The organism is Bradyrhizobium sp. CCGB01 (genome assembly GCF_024199795.1).
In the GTDB taxonomy this organism is placed as follows: Bacteria; Pseudomonadota; Alphaproteobacteria; order Rhizobiales; family Xanthobacteraceae; genus Bradyrhizobium.
In genome coordinates this window covers 5536551-5555626 of sequence record NZ_JANADK010000001.1, presented here as the reverse complement: position 1 = coordinate 5555626, position 19076 = coordinate 5536551, and the positions used below count along the sequence as shown (strand labels likewise).

Here is a 19076-nt window from a genome sequence, read left to right as displayed (position 1 = left end):
CAACAACGGCCGGCCACACCCTGATAGATTGCCAGTGAGCACGAGCCGAAGCGGCTTCCTCGAAAGCAGGGTCTATGCCAAGTTGCAAATGCCCTGATTATTGGAGCGTTATCAGCCTTTTAACGAGCATCTCTGATAGGTGGAGCCGACCGGCTCAAAATACCGCAGACTACGAAATAGGCAAACAGTTCAATATCTGTGCAGATCGACGTTCCGTTGGCCGGATCGGCACGGAAGATGCCTGTTGAAAAGGCGTTAGGACCAGGGAAGTGGCATGGAAGTACTGACCACCGCCGAAATGCAGCGCGCTGACCAGCTCAGTATTGCGGCAGGCACGCCTGGCTTCAAGCTGATGCTCAGCGCGGGCCAGGCGGTCGCCGAGGCCGCCAATGCGCTGGTGGAGGAGGGGCCGATCCTGATCGTCGCCGGCCCCGGCAACAATGGCGGCGACGGTTTTGTCGCGGCTGCCGAGCTCGCCGCCCAGGGCCGCGACGTCTCGGTGATCCTGATGTGCGAGCGCGACCAGCTCCAGGGCGACGCGGCTTCCGCCGCGCGCGGCTGGAAGCATCCGGTGCTGCCGTTCAATCCGCAGGCGATCGGAAGACCCGCGCTGATCATCGATGCGCTGTTCGGCGCGGGCCTCAGCCGTCCCGTCGACGGCGAGGCGCGGGCGATGATCGAGGCGATCAACGCCAACGGCGCCGTGGTGCTCGCGGTCGATCTGCCGAGCGGCATCAACGGCACCAGCGCAGCCGTGATGGGCGTCGCGGTCAACGCCACCGAGACCGTCACCTTCTTCCGCAAGAAGCCGGCGCATCTGCTTCTGCCGGGGCGGATGCATTGTGGCCGGGTGCGCGTCGCCGACATCGGCATCGAGCCGCAGGTGCTGGACGAGATCACGCCGCAGATCTTCGAGAACGATCCGGATGTCTGGGCCGCCGCCTTTCCGGTGCCGCGGATCGACGGCCACAAATACGCGCGCGGCCATGTGCTGGCGGTCTCCGGCGATATCGCCGCGACCGGCGCGGCGCGGCTCGCCGCGCGCGGGGCGCTGCGCGCCGGCGCGGGCCTCGTGACGCTGGCGACCCCGCGCGATGCGCTCGCGATCAACGCGAGCGCGCTCACCGCCGTGATGGTTCGCGTCTGCGACAGCGCGATCGAGTTCGGCGAGCTGCTGTCCGACAAGCGCTACAACACCTGCATGATCGGCCCCGGCGCGGGCGTCGGCGATCGCACCTGCGATCTCGTCCACACCGCGCTGACGGCGCAGCGGCATCTGGTGCTGGACGCGGATGCGCTGACCAGCTTTGCCGCGAACCCGGAGCGCCTGTTTGAATCGATCAAGTCGTCTGGGGACAATGCGGTCGTGCTGACGCCGCACGAGGGCGAGTTTCCGCGCCTGTTCTCCGACCTCAGCAACAAGAATCCGGGCCGCTCGAAACTGGAGCGCGTGCGCGCCGCGGCCGAACGCGCCGGTGCTGTCGTGCTCTTGAAGGGGCCCGATACCACGATCGCCGCGCCCGACGGCCGCGCCACCATCGCCACCAACGCGCCGCCCTGGCTCGCCACCGCCGGTGCCGGCGACGTGCTCGCCGGCATCATCGCAGGGCTGCTGGCGCAGGGCGTGCCGGCCTTCGAAGCCGCCAGCATCGGTGTCTGGATGCATGGCGAGGCGGGAAGCGAGGCGGGCCCGGGATTGATCGCGGAGGACCTGACCGAGACGCTGCCGGCGGTGTACCGGCGGATCTACAATGCGCTCGGGGTGGAGTACTGAGCTCGACGTCGAAGTGAGTAGGATGGGTAGAGCGTAGCGAAACCCATCATCTCAAATCTCGGTAACGGTGGGTTTCGCTGCGCTCTACCCATCCTACGAAGACTCACTCCACCGCGTACCAGCGCACCAGCCGCGGCGCGGCCCAATCGGTCACGACGGATTCGATCAGCCAGCGGCCGGGTGAGGTCGCGGCGAACGCGATGCGCTGGGTCTGGCCGGGCTCGATCGCGAGCGTGTCGAGCCAGTAGGGCTTCCAGCCATCGTCGAGCTTGTCGAGCAGGCGGAAATGGTGGCCGTGGAGATGGAAGACGCTCGTCGCCGGGCCGGGGTTCTTGAGGGCCAGCACGACGGTGCGGCCGGTCCTGGCGCGGAAGGCGGGGTTGGAGGAGACGGAGAAACTTGCGGGCCGCGTCCAACCGGCCTCGGGTGCGCCGAGCGCGACATCGAACCGCAGGGCGCCTTTCAGGTCGAGCTTCTCGGGAAGGTCGTTCAAGGGCAGGGGCTGAGGGGGCGGCAACGGCGCGCGCGCGAGCTTGCCGGAGATCGTGAGCTTCCCGACCTGACGCGCTTCCTTGCCGTCATGGATCAGGAAAGGGGCCGATGCGGCCGCATCCACAAAGACATCGGCGCGGGCGCCGGGGGCGAGAATCAGGGCGCCGTTGCGCGCCGGGAACGGCTCGGCCGGCTGTCCGTCGAGGGCCACCACCTGGACCTCATGGTTCTCCAATTTGATTGCAAGAACAGACCGTTGCGAGCCGTTGATGAAGCGCAGCCGGAGCCGTTCGCCGGCGGCAGCTGAGAGTTCGAATGTCTTGCCGTTGATTGTATAGAGCGGCGCCGTGTCCTTCGGATCGCGGCCTGGCGGGAGCGCGGTCCCATCCGGCCGCAGGCGCCATTCCTCGATCAGCAGGACCTCGTCGCGATCGACTGCGGCCCGGTTGGCCTCGATGGCGATGACGGGAAGCGGGCGCGCAGGCTGCCTCAGGCCATCCTCGAAGAGACGGAAGTCAGCCAGCAGGGTCCCTGCATTTGCCATTGAAATAATTGAAGTTTCAGTCGCCCCGGGCGCGGTCGGCGCGCGCGCCCGGAGCGGATCGGACGCGGCCGGGCCGTTGAGGCCGTACCAGACTGGCGCAAGCGGCACAGGCAAGTCGTTCCGAAACACCACCTCGCAGCGGTCCCCACGCTTCAGACGGACGTCCCCAATGTGGCTTACGGCGGCCAGCTCCCAGATCGGTGCAGGCGGCTGGTCCGGCCTGAGAGCGAGCGTTGCTGGCCTTGCCTGAAGGGCGAGCTGGGCGGTTACGGCCGGGGCTGCGCCGCCGGCGATCAACCCGGCGGCAGAGGCGCCAAGCCCGACGCCAAGGCCTGCGCCTAGCCCGGCTAAAACCTCACGCCGATTGGGGTCAAAGCTCCGCGTTTTCATGGCTCGATGCGGACCACGCCGCGCTGGATAAGTCCAGCCATCGTGCCTACTTGAAGTGTGCCTCCAACCGGCCATTTTTTTGCTGCGAACAGTCAGGCACATGCTATAAGCCCGGCCGCCCGCGGCATCGCGGCCGGTCTTGATGCAAATTCACGCGGGCGTGGCGGAACTGGTAGACGCGCCGGATTTAGGTTCCGGTGACGAAAGTTGTGGGGGTTCGAGTCCCTCCGCCCGCACCAAGCGCTTTCAGCGTTTGCACGGATTACTTTGGGGCTTCGCTCCGCGCGGATGTTTTTCCGTCCGGAGCCGGGCTCGATGAACCGCCGGCGTTGAGGCGTTTGCCTCGCGCCGGATCGATTAATGACAGCGTCCCGACGCGCAATGTGCCGGGACCGAACGAGAAGAAGATTGGACGCCATGCAGGTCACAGAAACCCTCTCGGAAGGTTTGAAGCACGAGTTCAAGATCAGCGTTCCCGCGTCTGATCTCGACTCCAAGGCCGGCGCCAAGCTCGTCGACCTCAAGGACAAGGTCCGCATCAACGGCTTTCGCCCCGGCAAGGTGCCGGTCGCTCATCTGAAGAAGGTCTACGGCCGCTCGGTGATGGCCGAGACCATCGACCAGACCATTCGCGACACCAACACGCAGCTGTTCACCGAGCGCGGCTTCAAGCTCGCGACCGAGCCGAAGATCACGATGCCGAGCGAGCAGGCCGAGGTCGAGGAGCTGCTCAACGGCAAGACCGATCTGACCTACACGGTCGCGATCGAGGTGGTGCCCGCGATCGCGCTCGCCGACTTCAAGAGCTTCCAGGTCGAGAAGCCCGTCGCCGACGTGTCCGACACCGACGTCGACGAGGCCATCAAGCGCATCGCCGACACCAACCGCGGCTACGCCGCGAAGGCCGAGGGCGCCAAGGCCGAATCCGGCGACCGCGTCACCATCAACTTCAAGGGCACCATCAACGGCGAAGTCTTCGAAGGCGGCACCGGCGAAGGGATCCAGGTCGTGATCGGCTCCAACACCTTCATCCCCGGCTTCGAGGAGCAGCTCACCGGCATCGGCGCGGGCGAGACGCGCACGCTGAAGGTGGCGTTCCCCAAGAACTACATGAACGACAAGCTCGCCGGCCAGCCGGCCGAGTTCGAGACCACCGCGACCTCGATCGAGGCGCCGCAGGACGTCGCGATCGACGACGAGTTCGCCAAGACGCTCGGCCTCGAATCGCTGGACAAGCTGAAGGAAGCCGCGCGCGAGCGTCTGGCTGCCGAGTTCGCCGGCGCGACACGCCAGCGCGTCAAGCGCGCACTGCTCGACCGCCTCGACGAGGCGCATCGTTTCGAAGCGCCGCCGTCGCTCGTCGACGAGGAGTTCAATCTGATGTGGAACTCGGTCAAGGCCGAGATGGACTCCGCCGGCAAGACCTTTGCCGACGAGGACACCACTGAAGATGCCGCCAAGGAAGAGTACCGCAAGATCGCCGACCGCCGCGTGCGGCTCGGCCTCGTGCTCTCCGAGATCGGCGAGAAGAACAAGATCACCGTGACCGACGACGAGGTCGGCCGCGCCGTGATCGAGCGCGCGCGCTCGATGCCCGGCCGCGAGAAGGAAGTGTGGGACTATTATCGCAACAACGCCAACGCGCTGGCTCAGCTTCGTGCACCGATCTATGAGGACAAGGTCGTCGACTTCATCCTCGAGCTCGCCAACGTGACCGAGAAGAAGGTCTCGCGCGAGGATCTCTACAAGGACGACGAGGCGGACAAGACCGCCGCCTGAGAGCTTTGAGAAAGCCTTCTATTAAGGATGATCAGCGAAGGGGCCCGGCTAGCCATGTGGTTGGCTGGGCCTCTTTGCGAGAATCAGCTTCAAGTGCCCCGTGGATTAAGCCTTAATTCGCTCCGCACTTGTCTGGCGCGATTTGGGCTATATCTGTCGGTACGCCCTGTACCCAAGTCGTCTACCGAGCGTTCTACCTCTACCAACTTCCTGCATCACGGGCGTCCATCGGCCTTCCGGCAAATCCAGCCAAACTGGCAGCCAGGACTGGCGATGTCCGCCTCCTAAAACCTTAGGTGACTCATGCGCGATCCGGTTGAAACCTACATGAACCTCGTGCCCATGGTGGTCGAGCAGACCAACCGTGGCGAGCGCGCCTACGACATTTTCTCGCGCCTGTTGAAAGAGCGCATCATCTTCGTGACCGGCCCGGTCGAAGACGGCATGTCGACGCTGATCGTCGCGCAGCTGTTGTTCCTTGAGGCGGAAAATCCGAAGAAGGAAATCTCGATGTACATCAACTCGCCGGGCGGCGTGGTGACGTCGGGCCTCGCGATCTACGACACCATGCAGTTCATCCGTCCGCCGGTCTCGACGCTGTGCACGGGGCAGGCCGCCTCGATGGGCTCGCTGCTGCTTTGCGCCGGCGAGAAGGACATGCGCTTCTCGCTGCCGAACGCGCGCATCATGGTGCATCAGCCCTCCGGCGGATTCCAGGGCCAGGCCACCGACATCATGCTGCACGCCCAGGAAATCCTGAACCTGAAGAAGCGGCTCAACGAGATCTACGTGAAGCACACCGGCCAGACCTACAAGACGATCGAGGACGCGCTGGAACGCGACAAGTTCCTGACCGCGAACGACGCCAAGGAGTTCGGCCTGGTCGACAAGGTCATCGACAAGCGCGCCGAAGAGGCGGCAGCGGCGAAGACCCCGTAGCATTACCGGGATCGCAACAGCGATCCCCGGCATTGCAGGGGATCGTCAGGGCAGCGTTCACGTTAAGGACGCGTTCGTGCGGCGCAAAAAACTGTTTTGCGCCCTGCGACAGGCAGAAAGTTCCGCTTTCGTGCCTGTTTTTCGTGGCAATCCAGCCACGCAATCGCGATTTCGATCACTTCTCCCGTGCCAAGACGTGAAATCACGGTATTGTCACGGGTAGCTGGCGCCGCCTCGATTAGCGAATTCTTGATAGTCGGGTGACAGCATGGTTGGCTACGCATGATCGGCTATGATCGCGGAGAATCGAGTGACCGTGATTCGCACGGGGATGTAGCGCGTAGGGTCTTTTTTGGTACGGAATTTGCTCTATTTGAACTGCATACCGGCCCTCGTGTCGGAATGGAGCGATCGAGCGGAGCGGGATCGAACCGCGGACGGAGACATGAATGAGTAAGGTCGGCACGAGCGACTCCAAGAACACGCTGTATTGCTCGTTCTGCGGCAAGAGCCAGCACGAAGTCCGCAAACTGATCGCGGGTCCCACGGTCTTCATTTGCGACGAGTGCGTTGAGCTCTGCATGGACATCATCCGCGAGGAGAACAAATCCTCGCTCGTGAAGTCGCGCGACGGCATTCCGACGCCGAAGGAAATCTGCAAGGTCCTGGACGATTACGTCATCGGCCAGAGCCATGCGAAGAAGGTCCTGTCGGTCGCGGTGCACAACCACTACAAGCGCCTCAACCACCAGACCAAGCACAACGACGTCGAGCTCGCGAAGTCGAACATCCTGCTGATCGGTCCGACCGGTTCGGGCAAGACGCTGCTCGCGCAGACGCTCGCCCGCATCCTGGACGTTCCGTTCACGATGGCCGATGCGACGACGCTGACCGAAGCCGGCTATGTCGGCGAGGACGTCGAGAACATCATCCTGAAGCTGCTCCAGGCCGCCGACTACAATGTCGAGCGCGCCCAGCGCGGCATCGTCTACATCGACGAAATCGACAAGATCAGCCGCAAGTCCGACAATCCCTCGATCACGCGCGACGTGTCGGGTGAGGGCGTGCAGCAGGCGCTGCTGAAGATCATGGAAGGCACGGTGGCTTCGGTCCCGCCGCAGGGCGGCCGCAAGCATCCGCAGCAGGAATTCCTGCAGGTGGATACCACCAACATCCTGTTCATCTGCGGCGGTGCGTTCGCCGGCCTCGAGAAGATCATCTCGGCGCGCGGCCGGTCGACCTCGATCGGCTTCGCCGCCCAGGTGCTCGCGCCGGAGGATCGCCGTACCGGCGAGATCTTCCGTCATGTCGAGCCTGAGGACCTGCTGAAGTACGGTCTCATCCCCGAATTCGTCGGCCGTCTGCCGGTCGTGGCGACGCTCGAGGATCTGGACGAGACCTCGCTGAAGAAGATCCTCACCGAGCCGAAGAACGCGCTGGTGAAACAGTACCAGCGGCTGTTCGAGATGGAGAACATCGAGCTGACCTTCGCCGACGAGGCGCTTGGCGCGGTTGCCCGCAAGGCGATCGAGCGCAAGACCGGCGCGCGTGGTCTGCGTTCGATCCTCGAGGCGATCCTGCTCGAGACCATGTTCGATCTGCCGGGTCTCGAAGGTGTGGAAGAAGTCGTGATTTCACGCGAAGTCGTGGAAGGTACGGCGCGTCCGCTCTACATCTACGCCGATCGGTCCGATCGCGCCGTCGAGAACGCCAGCGCCTGATTTGCGGCGCTGGAACGCTCCAATCGTCCCATTAGTTTGGGCTGCGGAAAGTACCTCCGCAGCCGGTGTTGCGTCGCTTATACGCGTGCGTAAGCGCCTGATGGCGCGCGTCTTTCAATGACTTGACACCCCCCGGGTCGATAGCCACCTAATGTCGGCGGCGAGCGAGAATTCTGTTCAAGATTCGCCTCAGTTCCGATCCACAAGCCGGTCAAGGTCTATAATGGCCGACCGGTCTGCGGATCACCTCGGCACCTTGTGGCGGTTGCGCATGAGCATGGCGGGCTGCGTGCAGGGGGGCAAAGCAAAAGGAAAAGGCCATGACTAATCCAAAACCCCGGCCAACCATCGTTCATGGCGAAACGCACGCCTATCCCGTGCTGCCGCTGCGCGACATCGTCGTCTTCCCGCACATGATCGTTCCGCTCTTCGTCGGCCGCGAGAAGTCGATCCGCGCGCTCGAAGAGGTGATGAAGAACGACGCGCTGATCATGCTCGCGACGCAGAAGAACGCGTCCGACGATGATCCGGCGCCCGATGCCATTTACGAGACCGGTACGCTTGCCAGCGTGCTCCAGCTCTTGAAGCTTCCCGACGGCACCGTGAAGGTGCTGGTCGAAGGGCTCGAGCGGGCGCGTGTGCAGAAATACACCGATCGCAGCGAGTACTATGAAGCAACCGCGGTTGCGCTCGCCGACACCGATGCGAAATCGGTCGAGGCCGAAGCGCTGTCGCGCTCGGTCGTGTCCGACTTCGAGAGCTATGTGAAGCTCAACAAGAAGATCTCGGCCGAGGTCGTCGGCGTCGTGCAGGCGATCACCGATTTCGCCAAGCTCGCCGACACCGTTGCCTCGCATCTCGCCGTCAAGATCGCGGATCGCCAGGGTATCCTAGAGACGCTGTCCGTCACCACGCGCCTCGAGAAGGTGCTGGGCCTGATGGAGAGCGAGATCTCGGTGCTCCAGGTCGAGAAGCGCATCCGCTCGCGCGTCAAGCGCCAGATGGAGAAGACCCAGCGCGAGTACTATCTCAACGAGCAGATGAAGGCGATCCAGAAGGAGCTCGGCGACGACGACGGTCGCGACGAGCTCGCCGATCTCGAAGAGAAGATCTCCAAGACCAAGCTCTCCAAGGAAGCGCGCGAGAAGGCGCAGCATGAATTGAAGAAGCTGCGCCAGATGTCGCCGATGTCCGCGGAAGCGACCGTCGTGCGCAACTATCTGGATTGGCTGCTGTCGATCCCGTGGAACAAGAAGTCCAAGGTGAAGAAGGATCTGGAATCGGCGCAGGCCATCCTGGACTCCGATCACTACGGCCTCGAGAAGGTCAAGGAACGTATCGTCGAGTATCTCGCGGTGCAGTCGCGCGCCAACAAGCTGACGGGCCCGATCCTGTGTCTCGTCGGGCCTCCCGGCGTCGGCAAGACCTCGCTCGGCAAGTCGATCGCGAAGGCGACGGGGCGCGAGTTCGTGCGCGTCTCGCTCGGCGGCGTGCGCGACGAGGCCGAGATCCGCGGTCACCGCCGCACCTATATCGGCTCGATGCCCGGCAAGATCATCCAGTCGATGCGGAAGGCGAAGTCGTCCAATCCGCTGTTCCTGCTGGACGAGATCGACAAGATGGGCGCCGATTTCCGCGGCGATCCGTCCTCGGCTCTGCTCGAGGTCCTCGACCCCGAGCAGAACGGGACCTTCAACGACCACTATCTCGAGGTCGACTACGATCTGTCCAACGTGATGTTCATCACGACCGCGAATACGCTCAATATTCCGGGCCCGTTGATGGACCGCATGGAGATCATCCGGATCGCGGGCTACACCGAGAACGAGAAGGTCGAGATCGCGCGCAAGCATCTGATTCCGACCGCGGTGTCCAAGCACGGCCTGGACTCCAAGGAGTTCTCGATCGACGACGACGCGTTGCTGCTTCTGATCCGCCGCTACACCCGCGAAGCGGGCGTGCGTAATCTGGAGCGTGAGCTTTCGACACTCGCCCGCAAGGCGGTGAAGGAGCTGATGATCTCCAAAAAGAAGTCGGTCAAGGTCACCGAGAAGACTCTGGAAGAGCTTCTGGGCGTGCCGAAATACCGCTTCGGCGAGATCGAGAGCGAGCCGCAGGTCGGCATCGTCACCGGCCTTGCCTGGACCGATGTCGGCGGCGAGCTCCTGACCATCGAAGGCGTCATGATGCCCGGCAAGGGCAAGATGACGGTCACGGGCAATTTGCGCGACGTGATGAAGGAATCGATCTCGGCGGCGGCGTCCTACGTCCGCTCGCGTGCGATCGTCTACGGCATCGAGCCGCCGCTGTTCGACCGGCGCGACATCCACGTGCACGTGCCGGAAGGCGCGACGCCGAAGGACGGTCCGTCGGCCGGCGTGGCGATGGCCACCGCGATCATCTCGGTGATGACCGGCATCCCGGTCCGCCATGATGTCGCGATGACCGGCGAGATCACGCTGCGTGGCCGCGTGCTGCCGATCGGCGGCCTGAAGGAGAAGCTGCTGGCTGCTGCCCGCGGCGGCATCAAGACGGTGCTGATCCCCGAGGACAACGCCAAGGATCTCACGGAGATTTCCGATGCGATCAAGGGCGGCATGGAGATCATCCCGGTGTCGCGTCTGGACGACGTCGTCGCCAAGGCGCTGGTGAAGAAGCCGGTGCCGATCGTCTGGGAAGAGGACACCAAAGTGACGGTGAAGCCGGACGGGGACGAAGCCGCCGGCGGCCTGACCGCTCACTAAGGTTCAGCGAAACATGATAAAACGGCGCCTTCGGGCGCCGTTTTTGTTTGGGGCGGGGACGAGGGCGATGCAGATCGACGGGCAATGCCATTGCGGGAAGATCACGTTTGAAGCCGAGATCGACCCGGAGGCGGTCTCGGTCTGCCATTGCCGCGACTGCCAGGCACTGACGGGGTCGCCGTTCCGGGTGACCGCGCTGTGTTCCGGCGCCGACGTCAAGCTGACCGGCGGCACTCCCAAGGTCTACGGCAAGCGCGGCGACAACGGCCAGATGCGCTTCCAGCACTTTTGCGCCGACTGCGGCTCCCCGCTGTTCACGAACGGCGAGGGCGACCAGGCCGGCGATTGGGGAATCCGCTGGGGCAGCATCCGCCAGCGCGACAAATTACGGCCCGTCAGGCAGATCTGGTGCCAATCGGCGGCGGTCTGGATCGACGCCGTGCCGCTGCTGCCGGGGAGGCCGGGGGATTGAATTCGGTTTTGTTGGCTGGCCTGCCAAGCCGTAGCCTGCGAAGCAGGCTGGTGGGCGGTCACGGATTCGAACCGCGGACCCTCTCGGTGTAAACGAGATGCTCTAACCAGCTGAGCTAACCGCCCCAAGGCGCCTCTTTAGCCCTCCCGCGGGTGTTCGAGCAAGGCCCGAACGCTCGCAAACAGGGCTCGAGCAAGACCGCCCCTGTGATGATTGTCACAGGCGTCCGCCCGCGAGCCGCCAATGTCCACCCCCGCTGGCGGCTGTCCTGGCTCGTTGCGCTCGGCATCCGACGCCCAAGAGTCACCCTCCAAGGGTCCAAAATTGCCCTTTTTCGGTCATCTTTTTGATCGCCATCCGAACCACCGTTGGGGCTCCCTGTGGCAGCGTGGAGTATCGCCGTGATGAGTGATCTTCGCATCAAGCTGGAAAGGTACGAGTCGAAAGCCGCCCACTGCATGAAAGCGGCTCAAGAGGCTCCTGACGAGGCCGGTCGGGCTTTCTACGAGGAGCTTGCCAACTATTACGATGAGCTGGCAGCCGACTTTCGCCGCGTCCTTGCCAAGCGAACTGGAGTTTCGCTCGCGGCCGAATGATCCGGCGTAGAGCAGGTCGTTGAAACCTCTGCGTCCGTCAACCTCTGACGCCGTGTCGTGCGGCGTGAACGCAAGAACGTCTCGCTGACGGGTGGACCGAACGGGCCGCCGCAGTTGACGGCGTCCTTGCTTTTCGGCATCGGGGTCTTTCGACCAAGCTGCCGGAGGGGATCCATGGAACAGCCCAGCGGACACGCCGAGAATGCCGACCAGATCGCCTATTGGAACGGCCCGAGCGGGCAGCGCTGGGCCGATCGCCATGCGGCGCAGGAGAATTTGCTCGGGCCGATCGCCGATGTCCTGATCGGCCGCGCCAGGCCGAAGCCGGGCGAGCGCGTTATCGATGTCGGCTGCGGCTCCGGTGCGACGACCTTTGCATTCGCGAAGGCGGTGGCGCCGGATGGCTTTGCGCTCGGCCTCGATGTCTCCGACCCGATGCTGTCGCAGGCGCGCGCGTTTGCGCCAAAAGGTCTGCCGCTCGATTTCGTGCTGGCGGATGCAACTGTGCATCCGTTCGAGCCGGCGAGCTTTGACCTGCTGGCGTCGCGCTTCGGCGTGATGTTCTTCGCCGACCCGATCGCGTCCTTCTCCAATCTCCGCCGCGCCTTGAAGCCGACCGGGCGGCTCGCCTTCGCCTGCTGGCGTGAGCCGAAGGAGAATCCGTGGATGATGGCGCCGCTGATGGCGGTCTACAAACACGTGCCAAAAATGCCGCCGGTCGGGCCGGAAGAGCCGGGCCCGTTCGCGTTTGCTTCGGAGGAGCGCGTGATGCGCATCCTCAAGGGGGCCGGCTTCGTGGACGTGGCGATGGAGCCGCACAATCTCGCGATGGATGTTGCGATTGGCGGCGGGCTCGATGCCGCCGTCGACGGCGCGCTCCAGATCGGCCCCGCCAGCCGCGCGCTGCAAGGTCATCCGCCGGAAACGTACGCCGCCGCAAAGGCCTCGATCCGCGAGATGCTCACACCGTTCCTGAAGGGACAGAGCGTGGCGCTTCAGGGCGCGATCTGGATCGTGACGGCGAAGGCGGCGTGAGCCGCCGCTCCATCCGCTGTCATTGCGAGGAGCGAAGCGACGAAGCAATCCAGACTGCCTCCACTGAGGGATTCTGGATTGCTTCGCTGCGCTCGCAATGACAGTGGGGAGGCGACAGCCCCCTCACACCACATCGTCCGGCGCCAGCGCGCAGCCATTGTCGGGATGCGTCTCGACCTGAAGCGTTGTGTGGCCGATGCGGAAGGAGATCTTCAGCAGCTCCGCCGTCTCCATCAGGAATGCGTCGGCGGTGCCCGCGGGCATCACGAGGTGGCAGGTCAGCGCCGTCTCGGTGGTCGAGATCGGCCAGACGTGGAGATCGTGGATCCCTGATACGCCGGGACGCGCCAGCAAAAATGCCTTGATCGCGGCGAGGTCGGTGCCCTTGGGCGCGGCCGCCATCGACATGTCGACGGAGCCGCGCAGCAGGCTGGTCGTGCTCCAGAGGATGGTGGCGCAGATGATGAGGCTGGTGACGGGGTCGAGCCAGAGCCAGCCGGTCCAGATGATCAGGGCCGCCGAGACCACGACACCGAGCGAGACCGCGGCATCGGCCGCCATGTGCAGGTAGGCGCCCTCGATGTTGATGTCGTCCTTGCGTCCGCTTGCGAACAGCATGGCGGTGAAACCGTTGATGAGGATGCCGATGCCGGCGACCACCATCACGGTCACGCCCGCGACCGGCTCCGGCTCGCGCAGGCGCAGGATCGCTTCCCATCCGATCGCGCCGGTCGCGACCAGCAGGAACACTGCGTTCGCCAGCGCCGCCAGGATGGTGGAGGCGCGAAAGCCATAGGTGAAGCGGCCGCTCGGCGCGCGCCGCGCCGCGATCGAGGCGCCCCAAGCCACGACGAGGCCGAGCACGTCGGACAGATTATGGCCGGCATCCGCGAGCAGGGCGGTGGAGTTGCCGATATAGCCGTAGACCGCCTCGGCCACGACCAGCGCGGTGTTGAGCGAAATGCCGATCGCGAACGCCTTGCCGAAACTGGCGGGCGCATGGACATGTGCGTGGCCATGACCATGAGCGTGGCTGTGACCATGATCATGCGCGTGGTCGCCATGATCATGGTGGTGATGACCGTGATGGTCGTGGCTGCCCAACTCTAGCGCTCCCCGGACGCCGCCAAATCAGGCGCCATTGTAGGCGTTTCGCTTGCCGCGTCACGACGGAACAGCGCATAGAGCGCCGGCAGCACCAGCAGCGTCAGCACGGTCGAGGAGATGATGCCGCCGATCACCACGGTCGCCAGCGGCCGCTGCACCTCGGCGCCGGCGCCGGTGGCGAGCGCCATCGGCACGAAGCCGAGGGACGCCACCAGCGCGGTCATCAGCACCGGCCGCAGCCGGGTCAGCGCGCCCTCGCGCACCGCGTCGGCAACGGGGAGCCCCTCGCTGCGCAGCCGCTCGATGAAGGCGATGATGACGAGCCCGTTGAGCACGGCCACGCCCGACAGCGCGATAAAGCCGACACCGGCGCTGATGGATAATGGAATACCGCGCAGGAGCAGTGCCGCGACACCGCCGGTCAATGCCAGCGGCACGCCGGAGAACACCAGCGCCGCATCCGCTGCCGATCCCATGCCCATGAACAGCAGCAGGAACACCAGCAGCAACGCCACCGGCACCACGATCGTCAGCCGCTTGGTCGCGGAGACCAGCTGCTCGAACTGGCCGCCCCAGCCGATCCAGTAACCCGGCGGCAGCTTGACCTTCTCGGCGACGGCCGCCTCGGCCTCGGTGACGAAGGAGCCGAGGTCGCGCGCTCGGACGTTGGCGGTGACGACGATGCGCCGCTTGCCGTTCTCGCGGCTGATCTGGTTCGGGCCGGGCGTCGCATCGACGGTTGCGACCGACGACAGCGGCACGTAGCGCATCTGGGCGAGGGGCGAGGCGGCCAGCGCCGTTCGAATGGCGGCGCCGGATGCTGCTTCCTCGCTCGGCGGCAGCGGGATCGGGATGGCCCGGATCGCCTCGAGATTGCCGCGCAGATGTTCCGGCAGGCGCACGACGATATCGAACCGGCGGTCGCCCTCGAACAGCTTGCCGGCCGACTTGCCGCCGACCGCGATCTCGACGATGCCCTGCACCTCACTGATGCTGAGGCCGTAGCGGGCGAGCGCCTGGCGATCGAGGCGGACGGTGAGGATCGGCAGGCCCGAGACCTGCTCGATCTTGACGTCGCTGGCGCCGCGGATGCCCCTGATCGCGGCCTCGACCTGCTTTGCGGCGCCCTGGAGGATGTCGAGGTCGTCGCCGAACACCTTGATGCCGACGTCGCTGCGCACGCCGGAGATCAGCTCGTTGACACGGAACTGGATCGGCTGGGAGATTTCATAGGCGCTGCCGGGAATGTCGTCGGCGGCCTTGTCGATGGCCTCGATCACCTCCGATTTCGGCTTGTCGGGGTCGGGCCATTCGGCCCGCGGCTTCAGCATGATATAGCCGTCGGTCTGCGCCGGCGACATCGGGTCGGTCGCGATCTCGGCGGTGCCGATGCGGGTGAAGAATTCCTTCACCTCTGGGATCTGCTTGATGCGGTGTTCCAGCGCCTTTTGCAGATCCAGCGACTGCGTGAGGCTGGTGCCGGGAATCCGGATCGAGGCCAGCGCGACGTCGCCTTCGTCCAGGCTCGGAATGAACTCGCCCCCCATGCGCGCGGCGGCAATGCCGCTCGCGACCACGATGATGGCGGCCATGATGGTGACCGCGACGCGGTTGTCGATCGCAAGGCGGAGCAGGGGAAGATAGATGCGCTTTGCCAACCGCATGAACAGGTTTTCGTGCTCGGACACCTTGCCGGTGACAAAGATGGCGACCGCCGCCGGCACGAAGGTGATGGAGAACAGCACCGCGGCGCCCAGCGCCATCAGCACGGTCAATGCCATCGGCGTGAACATCTTGCCCTCGACGCCGGTCAGCGTCAGCACGGGCAAATAGACCACCGCGATGATCAGCGTTCCGAACAGGCTCGGCTTGATGACCTCGCGCGACCCGCGCAGGATCGCGCGTAGCCGTTCGGGTGTGGAGAGCAGGCCGCCTTTCTGGCGCTGGGCCTCGGCCAGCATGCGCAGGCAGTTCTCGACGATGATCACGGCGCCGTCGACGATGATGCCGAAGTCGATCGCGCCCAGGCTCATCAGGTTCGCGCTGACCCTGGTCTCGACCATGCCGGTGATCGTCATGGCCATGGACAGGGGGATGACGCAGGCCACCACCAGCGCGGCGCGGATGTTTCCGAGGATCAGGAACAATACGGCGACGACCAGCGCCGCGCCTTCCAGGAGGTTGTTCTGGACCGTGCGGATGGTCGCTTCGACCAGATGGGTGCGGTCGTAGACGGTTCGCGTCACGACGCCCTCGGGCAGCGATTTGGCGATGTCCTCGAGACGGGCTGCAACGCGGCGCGCCACCGTGCGGCTGTTCTCGCCGATCAGCAGCATCGCGGTGCCGAGCACGGTTTCCTCGCCGTCGCGGGTCGCCGCTCCCGTGCGCAGGTCGCGGCCTTCGGTGACGGTGGCGACATCCCTGATCCTGACGGGATTGCCGCCGCGCGAGCCGATGACGATGTCCTGGATTTCGCTGGTGCTGCCGACCTGCCCCGGGGAGCGGACCAGATATTGCTCGCCGTTGCGTTCGATATAGCCGGCGCCGACATTGGCGTTGTTGGCGGCGAGAGCCGTCATGACGTCGCGAAAGCCGAGCCGGTAGGCCATCAGCTTGCCGGGGTCCGGCAGCACGTGGAACTGCCGCTCGAAGCCGCCGATGGTGTTGATCTCAACCACGCCGGGCACGTTGCGAAGCTGCGGCTTGATGATCCAGTCCTGCACGGTGCGCAAATCGGTCAGCGAATAGTCGTGGCCGCCTTGCGTCTTGGCGCCGGCTTTCGCCTCGACGGTGTACATGAAGATTTCGCCGAGCCCGGTCGAGACCGGCCCCATCGCGACCTCGACGCCCGCCGGGAGCTGGTCCTTCACCTGCTGGATGCGCTCGCCAACGAGCTGGCGGGCAAAATAGATGTCGGTGCCGTCCTTGAACACGACCGTCACCTGGCTGAGGCCGTAGCGCGACAGCGAGCGGGTGTAGTCGAGCTTCGGCAGGCCGCCCATCGCGGTCTCGACGGGGAAGGTGATGCGCTGCTCGGTTTCGAGCGGCGAGTAGCCGGGCGCGCGGGTGTTGATCTGGACCTGGACGTTGGTGATATCAGGGACGGCGTCGATCGGCAGGCGCTGGAAATTCCAGCCTCCGAACGCGACGGCGCCGAGCGCGAGCAGGAGAACCAGCCAGCGCTGCTGCAGCGAGACGGCGATGATGCGCTCAATCATGCTCGGCCTCGCCCTTGCCCATCTCCGCCTTCACGACGAAGCTGTTCTCCGCGACGTAATGCTCGCCGGCCGAAAGGCCCGCCTTGATCTCGACATGGCGGGGATCGGAATCCCCTGTTTCCACCGGGCGCGCCTCGATCTTGTCGCCGTCCTCGCGGACGAACACGATGGTCCGGTTCTCCAGTGTCTGGATCGCGCTGCGGCGCACGGCGACCGCGACGTTGCGCGCGGCGAGGATCAGGCGCGCCGTGACGAACAGTCCGGGACGCAGACGCCCGTCCGGATTTGACAGCACCACGCGCGCCAGCGCTGTCTGGGTCTCGCTGCTGCCGATCGGCGCCATGTAGGAGATCGTGCCCTTGATCTCGCCGCGGCCGTCGTCGGGATCGATCAGCACCTCGTCGTTGAGGCGAACGCGCCGCAGATCCTGCCGGTAGATGGAGAGGTCGACCCAGATGGTGGAGAGGTCGGCGACGACGAAAGCCGGCTTCTGCTCGGAGGCGTATTCGCCCAGCGAGATCTGCCGCTCGATGATGGTGCCGGCGATCGGCGCCTTGAGCTCGTAGACGGTGAGGCTCTGGTTGCTCTCGATCGCGGCGAGCAGATCGTCCTTGCCGACCTTGTCGCCGATGCGCTTCTGGATCGATTTGGCGAGCCCCGGAAAGCGCGGCGTCACCTGCACGACAGCTTCCTGGTTGGCGCGCAGGATGCCGTTGAAGGACAGCGTATCGGTCAGCGTCGCGCTTCCGGCCTCCGCCAGCACCACGCCGGCAGCCGCCAGCTTGACGTCGGAGATGCGGATGCGGTCGGCGCCGTGCTCGTCCTGCTCGACATGGTCGTTCGGCTTCTTCTGCTCGGAATGCTCGGCATGGTCGGCGGGCGCGACCCTGGCCGGCGCGAGCAGGGAATAGCCGTAAGCCCCGAGCGCGGCGGCAACGATCGCGATGAGAATGGTGGAGGATGTCTTCATCGGGCGCTCTCCCGGGCCAGCGCAAAGGGATTGCCGACGAGGCCTTCGATGGTCGCGACGCCGACATGGAAGTTTTGCAGCGCTTCCTGCTCGCGGAGCCGCGCCTGGGTGACGCTTGCCTGGGCGTCGAGCACTTCGAGCAAAGTGAAGCGGCCCTGGCCGTAGCCCTGCGCGATCGCTTCCGACGCTTCCGTGGCTTTCGGGATCGCGGTCTCGCGCAGCACCGCGAGCTCGCGCAGCGAGCCCTGGAGCGAGTCGTAGGCGCGGCCGGCGACCACGATCAGCGTGTTGCGGTTGGCCTCGCGCTCGGCCCTGGTCTTGGCGAGGCTTTCCTGCGCCGAGAGGACGTTGCCCTGGTTCTGGTCGAACACGGGGATCGGCACCGAGACGGTGAGGCGCACCGCGTCGTCATTGGTTTCGTTGAAATGGCGCCAGCCGGCGGCGATCCGCACGTCGGGGTAGGGCCTCAGCCGTGCGATCAGCAGCTCGGCATTGCGCTGGGCGTAGACGGCGGTCCAGCGCACCAGCTGCGGATTGGCATCGATGGCGGCAACGACCGACTGGAACGTGGGCGTCCGTCCCGTCGTGTCGAGCCGGCCGGAGACCTCTCCGAATTTGGCCGTGGGATCCCCCATCAGCACCGCAAGCTCGCGGCGAGCGCTCGCCAGCGTCGCCTTGAAGCGTTCGCGGTCGGCCTTCACCAGCGCCGAGGCGACCTCGGCACGGCCGGTTTCGGCCGGCGAGGAGGCGCCGGCCTCGACGCGGCGGCGCAGGAGAGGCGTCAGCCGGTCGATCGCGGCGATCTGCTCGTCGAGGATCTGGATGCGCCGCTGCGCGCCGAGCACGCTGAGGAAGGCGATCGCGGTCTCCGACAGCACTTCCAGCCTGACGGCCTTGCGCTGAATCGCGGCCACCTCGATGCCGGCGGCGCCTGCGGCGATCCGCGCATCGCGCTTGCCGAACAGCTCGAAGGCCTGGCTGATCTGGAGCGTGGTCTCGGCCGATCTGGTGCCGCGGTAGATGCCCGATCCGAACGAATTGTCCTGCTCATAGGACAGTTCCGGATTGAGCAGCGCGCCCGCCTGGATGCGCTGGCCCGTGGCAATGCCGACGTCGCGCTCCGCTGCGGTGAGCCGCGGGCTCGCGGCCAGCGCGCGCGACAGCGCGCTCCGCATCGTCAAAGTCTGGGCGTGAGACGGCGCAACCGCCAATCCGGCAATGAGACACGCTGCCGCGCACGCCAGGCGCGCGGCCATTCCCCTGCGAAACATGAAACCGACCTGTGAAGGATGAAC

At 65.2% G+C, this 19076-nt stretch carries 13 protein-coding genes and 2 tRNA genes; 9 read left to right on the top strand and 6 right to left on the bottom strand.

The features are described from left to right. Positions 1-274 precede the first annotated feature (274 nt). On the top strand, positions 275-1774 hold the full coding sequence (locus tag NLM25_RS25675) for an NAD(P)H-hydrate dehydratase (RefSeq protein WP_254138851.1): 1500 nt from the start codon (positions 275-277) through the stop codon (positions 1772-1774). A gap of 103 nt (positions 1775-1877) precedes the next feature. Here NLM25_RS25675 and NLM25_RS25670 read toward each other — a convergent pair whose 3' ends face one another. Further along, a complete protein-coding gene (locus NLM25_RS25670; protein ID WP_254138850.1) occupies positions 1878-3200 on the bottom strand; it encodes a multicopper oxidase family protein in 1323 nt (440 codons plus the stop codon). 154 nt (positions 3201-3354) lie between these two features. On the opposite strand from NLM25_RS25670, the gene NLM25_RS25665 reads away from it, so the two are divergent. From NLM25_RS25665 to NLM25_RS25640, 6 genes are all read left to right on the top strand, one after another. Continuing rightward, positions 3355-3439: transfer RNA gene (locus NLM25_RS25665), tRNA-Leu, on the top strand. Between the two features lie 178 nt (positions 3440-3617). Further along, the gene (gene tig / locus NLM25_RS25660) at positions 3618-4979 is read left to right on the top strand and encodes a trigger factor (RefSeq protein WP_254138849.1); all 1362 of its coding nucleotides are present in this window, start codon (positions 3618-3620) and stop codon (positions 4977-4979) included. Positions 4980-5282: 303 nt separating this feature from the next. Beyond that, positions 5283-5918 carry an ATP-dependent Clp protease proteolytic subunit gene (locus NLM25_RS25655; RefSeq protein ID WP_254120080.1) on the top strand — a complete coding sequence of 212 codons (636 nt, stop codon included), beginning with the start codon at positions 5283-5285 and terminating at the stop codon, positions 5916-5918. A 449-nt stretch (positions 5919-6367) separates the two neighbouring features. After that, positions 6368-7639, top strand: a complete 1272-nt coding sequence (gene clpX / locus NLM25_RS25650; protein ID WP_014494834.1) for an ATP-dependent Clp protease ATP-binding subunit ClpX — start codon at positions 6368-6370, stop codon at positions 7637-7639. Positions 7640-7959: 320 nt separating this feature from the next. Then, a complete protein-coding gene (gene lon, locus NLM25_RS25645) occupies positions 7960-10383 on the top strand; it encodes an endopeptidase La (protein ID WP_254120079.1) in 2424 nt (807 codons plus the stop codon). 67 nt (positions 10384-10450) lie between these two features. Then, positions 10451-10855 (top strand): GFA family protein, encoded by a 405-nt coding sequence (locus NLM25_RS25640; protein WP_254120078.1) that lies wholly within the window; start codon positions 10451-10453, stop codon positions 10853-10855. A 48-nt stretch (positions 10856-10903) separates the two neighbouring features. Here the strand turns inward: NLM25_RS25640 and NLM25_RS25635 are convergent. Beyond that, positions 10904-10980, bottom strand: a tRNA-Val gene (locus tag NLM25_RS25635). A gap of 279 nt (positions 10981-11259) precedes the next feature. On the opposite strand from NLM25_RS25635, the gene NLM25_RS25630 reads away from it, so the two are divergent. Continuing rightward, complete coding sequence (locus tag NLM25_RS25630; protein WP_014494837.1) at positions 11260-11451, top strand: hypothetical protein; 192 nt, start codon at positions 11260-11262, stop codon at positions 11449-11451. 174 nt (positions 11452-11625) lie between these two features. Then, positions 11626-12486, top strand: a complete 861-nt coding sequence (locus NLM25_RS25625) for a class I SAM-dependent methyltransferase (protein WP_254138848.1) — start codon at positions 11626-11628, stop codon at positions 12484-12486. Between the two features lie 123 nt (positions 12487-12609). On the opposite strand, the gene NLM25_RS25620 is transcribed toward NLM25_RS25625, so the two are convergent. From NLM25_RS25620 to ihpA, 4 genes are read right to left on the bottom strand one after another with little or no spacing between them, the layout of a single operon-like run. After that, positions 12610-13590, bottom strand: coding sequence for a cation diffusion facilitator family transporter (locus NLM25_RS25620; protein ID WP_254138847.1), 981 nt, complete (start codon positions 13588-13590; stop codon positions 12610-12612). Positions 13591-13592: 2 nt separating this feature from the next. Then, positions 13593-16811, bottom strand: coding sequence for an efflux RND transporter permease subunit (locus NLM25_RS25615; RefSeq protein ID WP_254138846.1), 3219 nt, complete (start codon positions 16809-16811; stop codon positions 13593-13595). Further along, the gene (gene ihpB / locus NLM25_RS25610; protein WP_254138845.1) at positions 16804-17781 is read right to left on the bottom strand and encodes a divalent metal ion exporter adaptor subunit IhpB; all 978 of its coding nucleotides are present in this window, start codon (positions 17779-17781) and stop codon (positions 16804-16806) included. The genes NLM25_RS25615 and ihpB overlap by 8 nt, the downstream gene beginning before the upstream one ends. Then, complete coding sequence (ihpA, locus tag NLM25_RS25605) at positions 17778-19052, bottom strand: divalent metal ion exporter subunit IhpA (protein ID WP_254138844.1); 1275 nt, start codon at positions 19050-19052, stop codon at positions 17778-17780. The genes ihpB and ihpA overlap by 4 nt, the downstream gene beginning before the upstream one ends. Positions 19053-19076 lie beyond the last annotated feature (24 nt).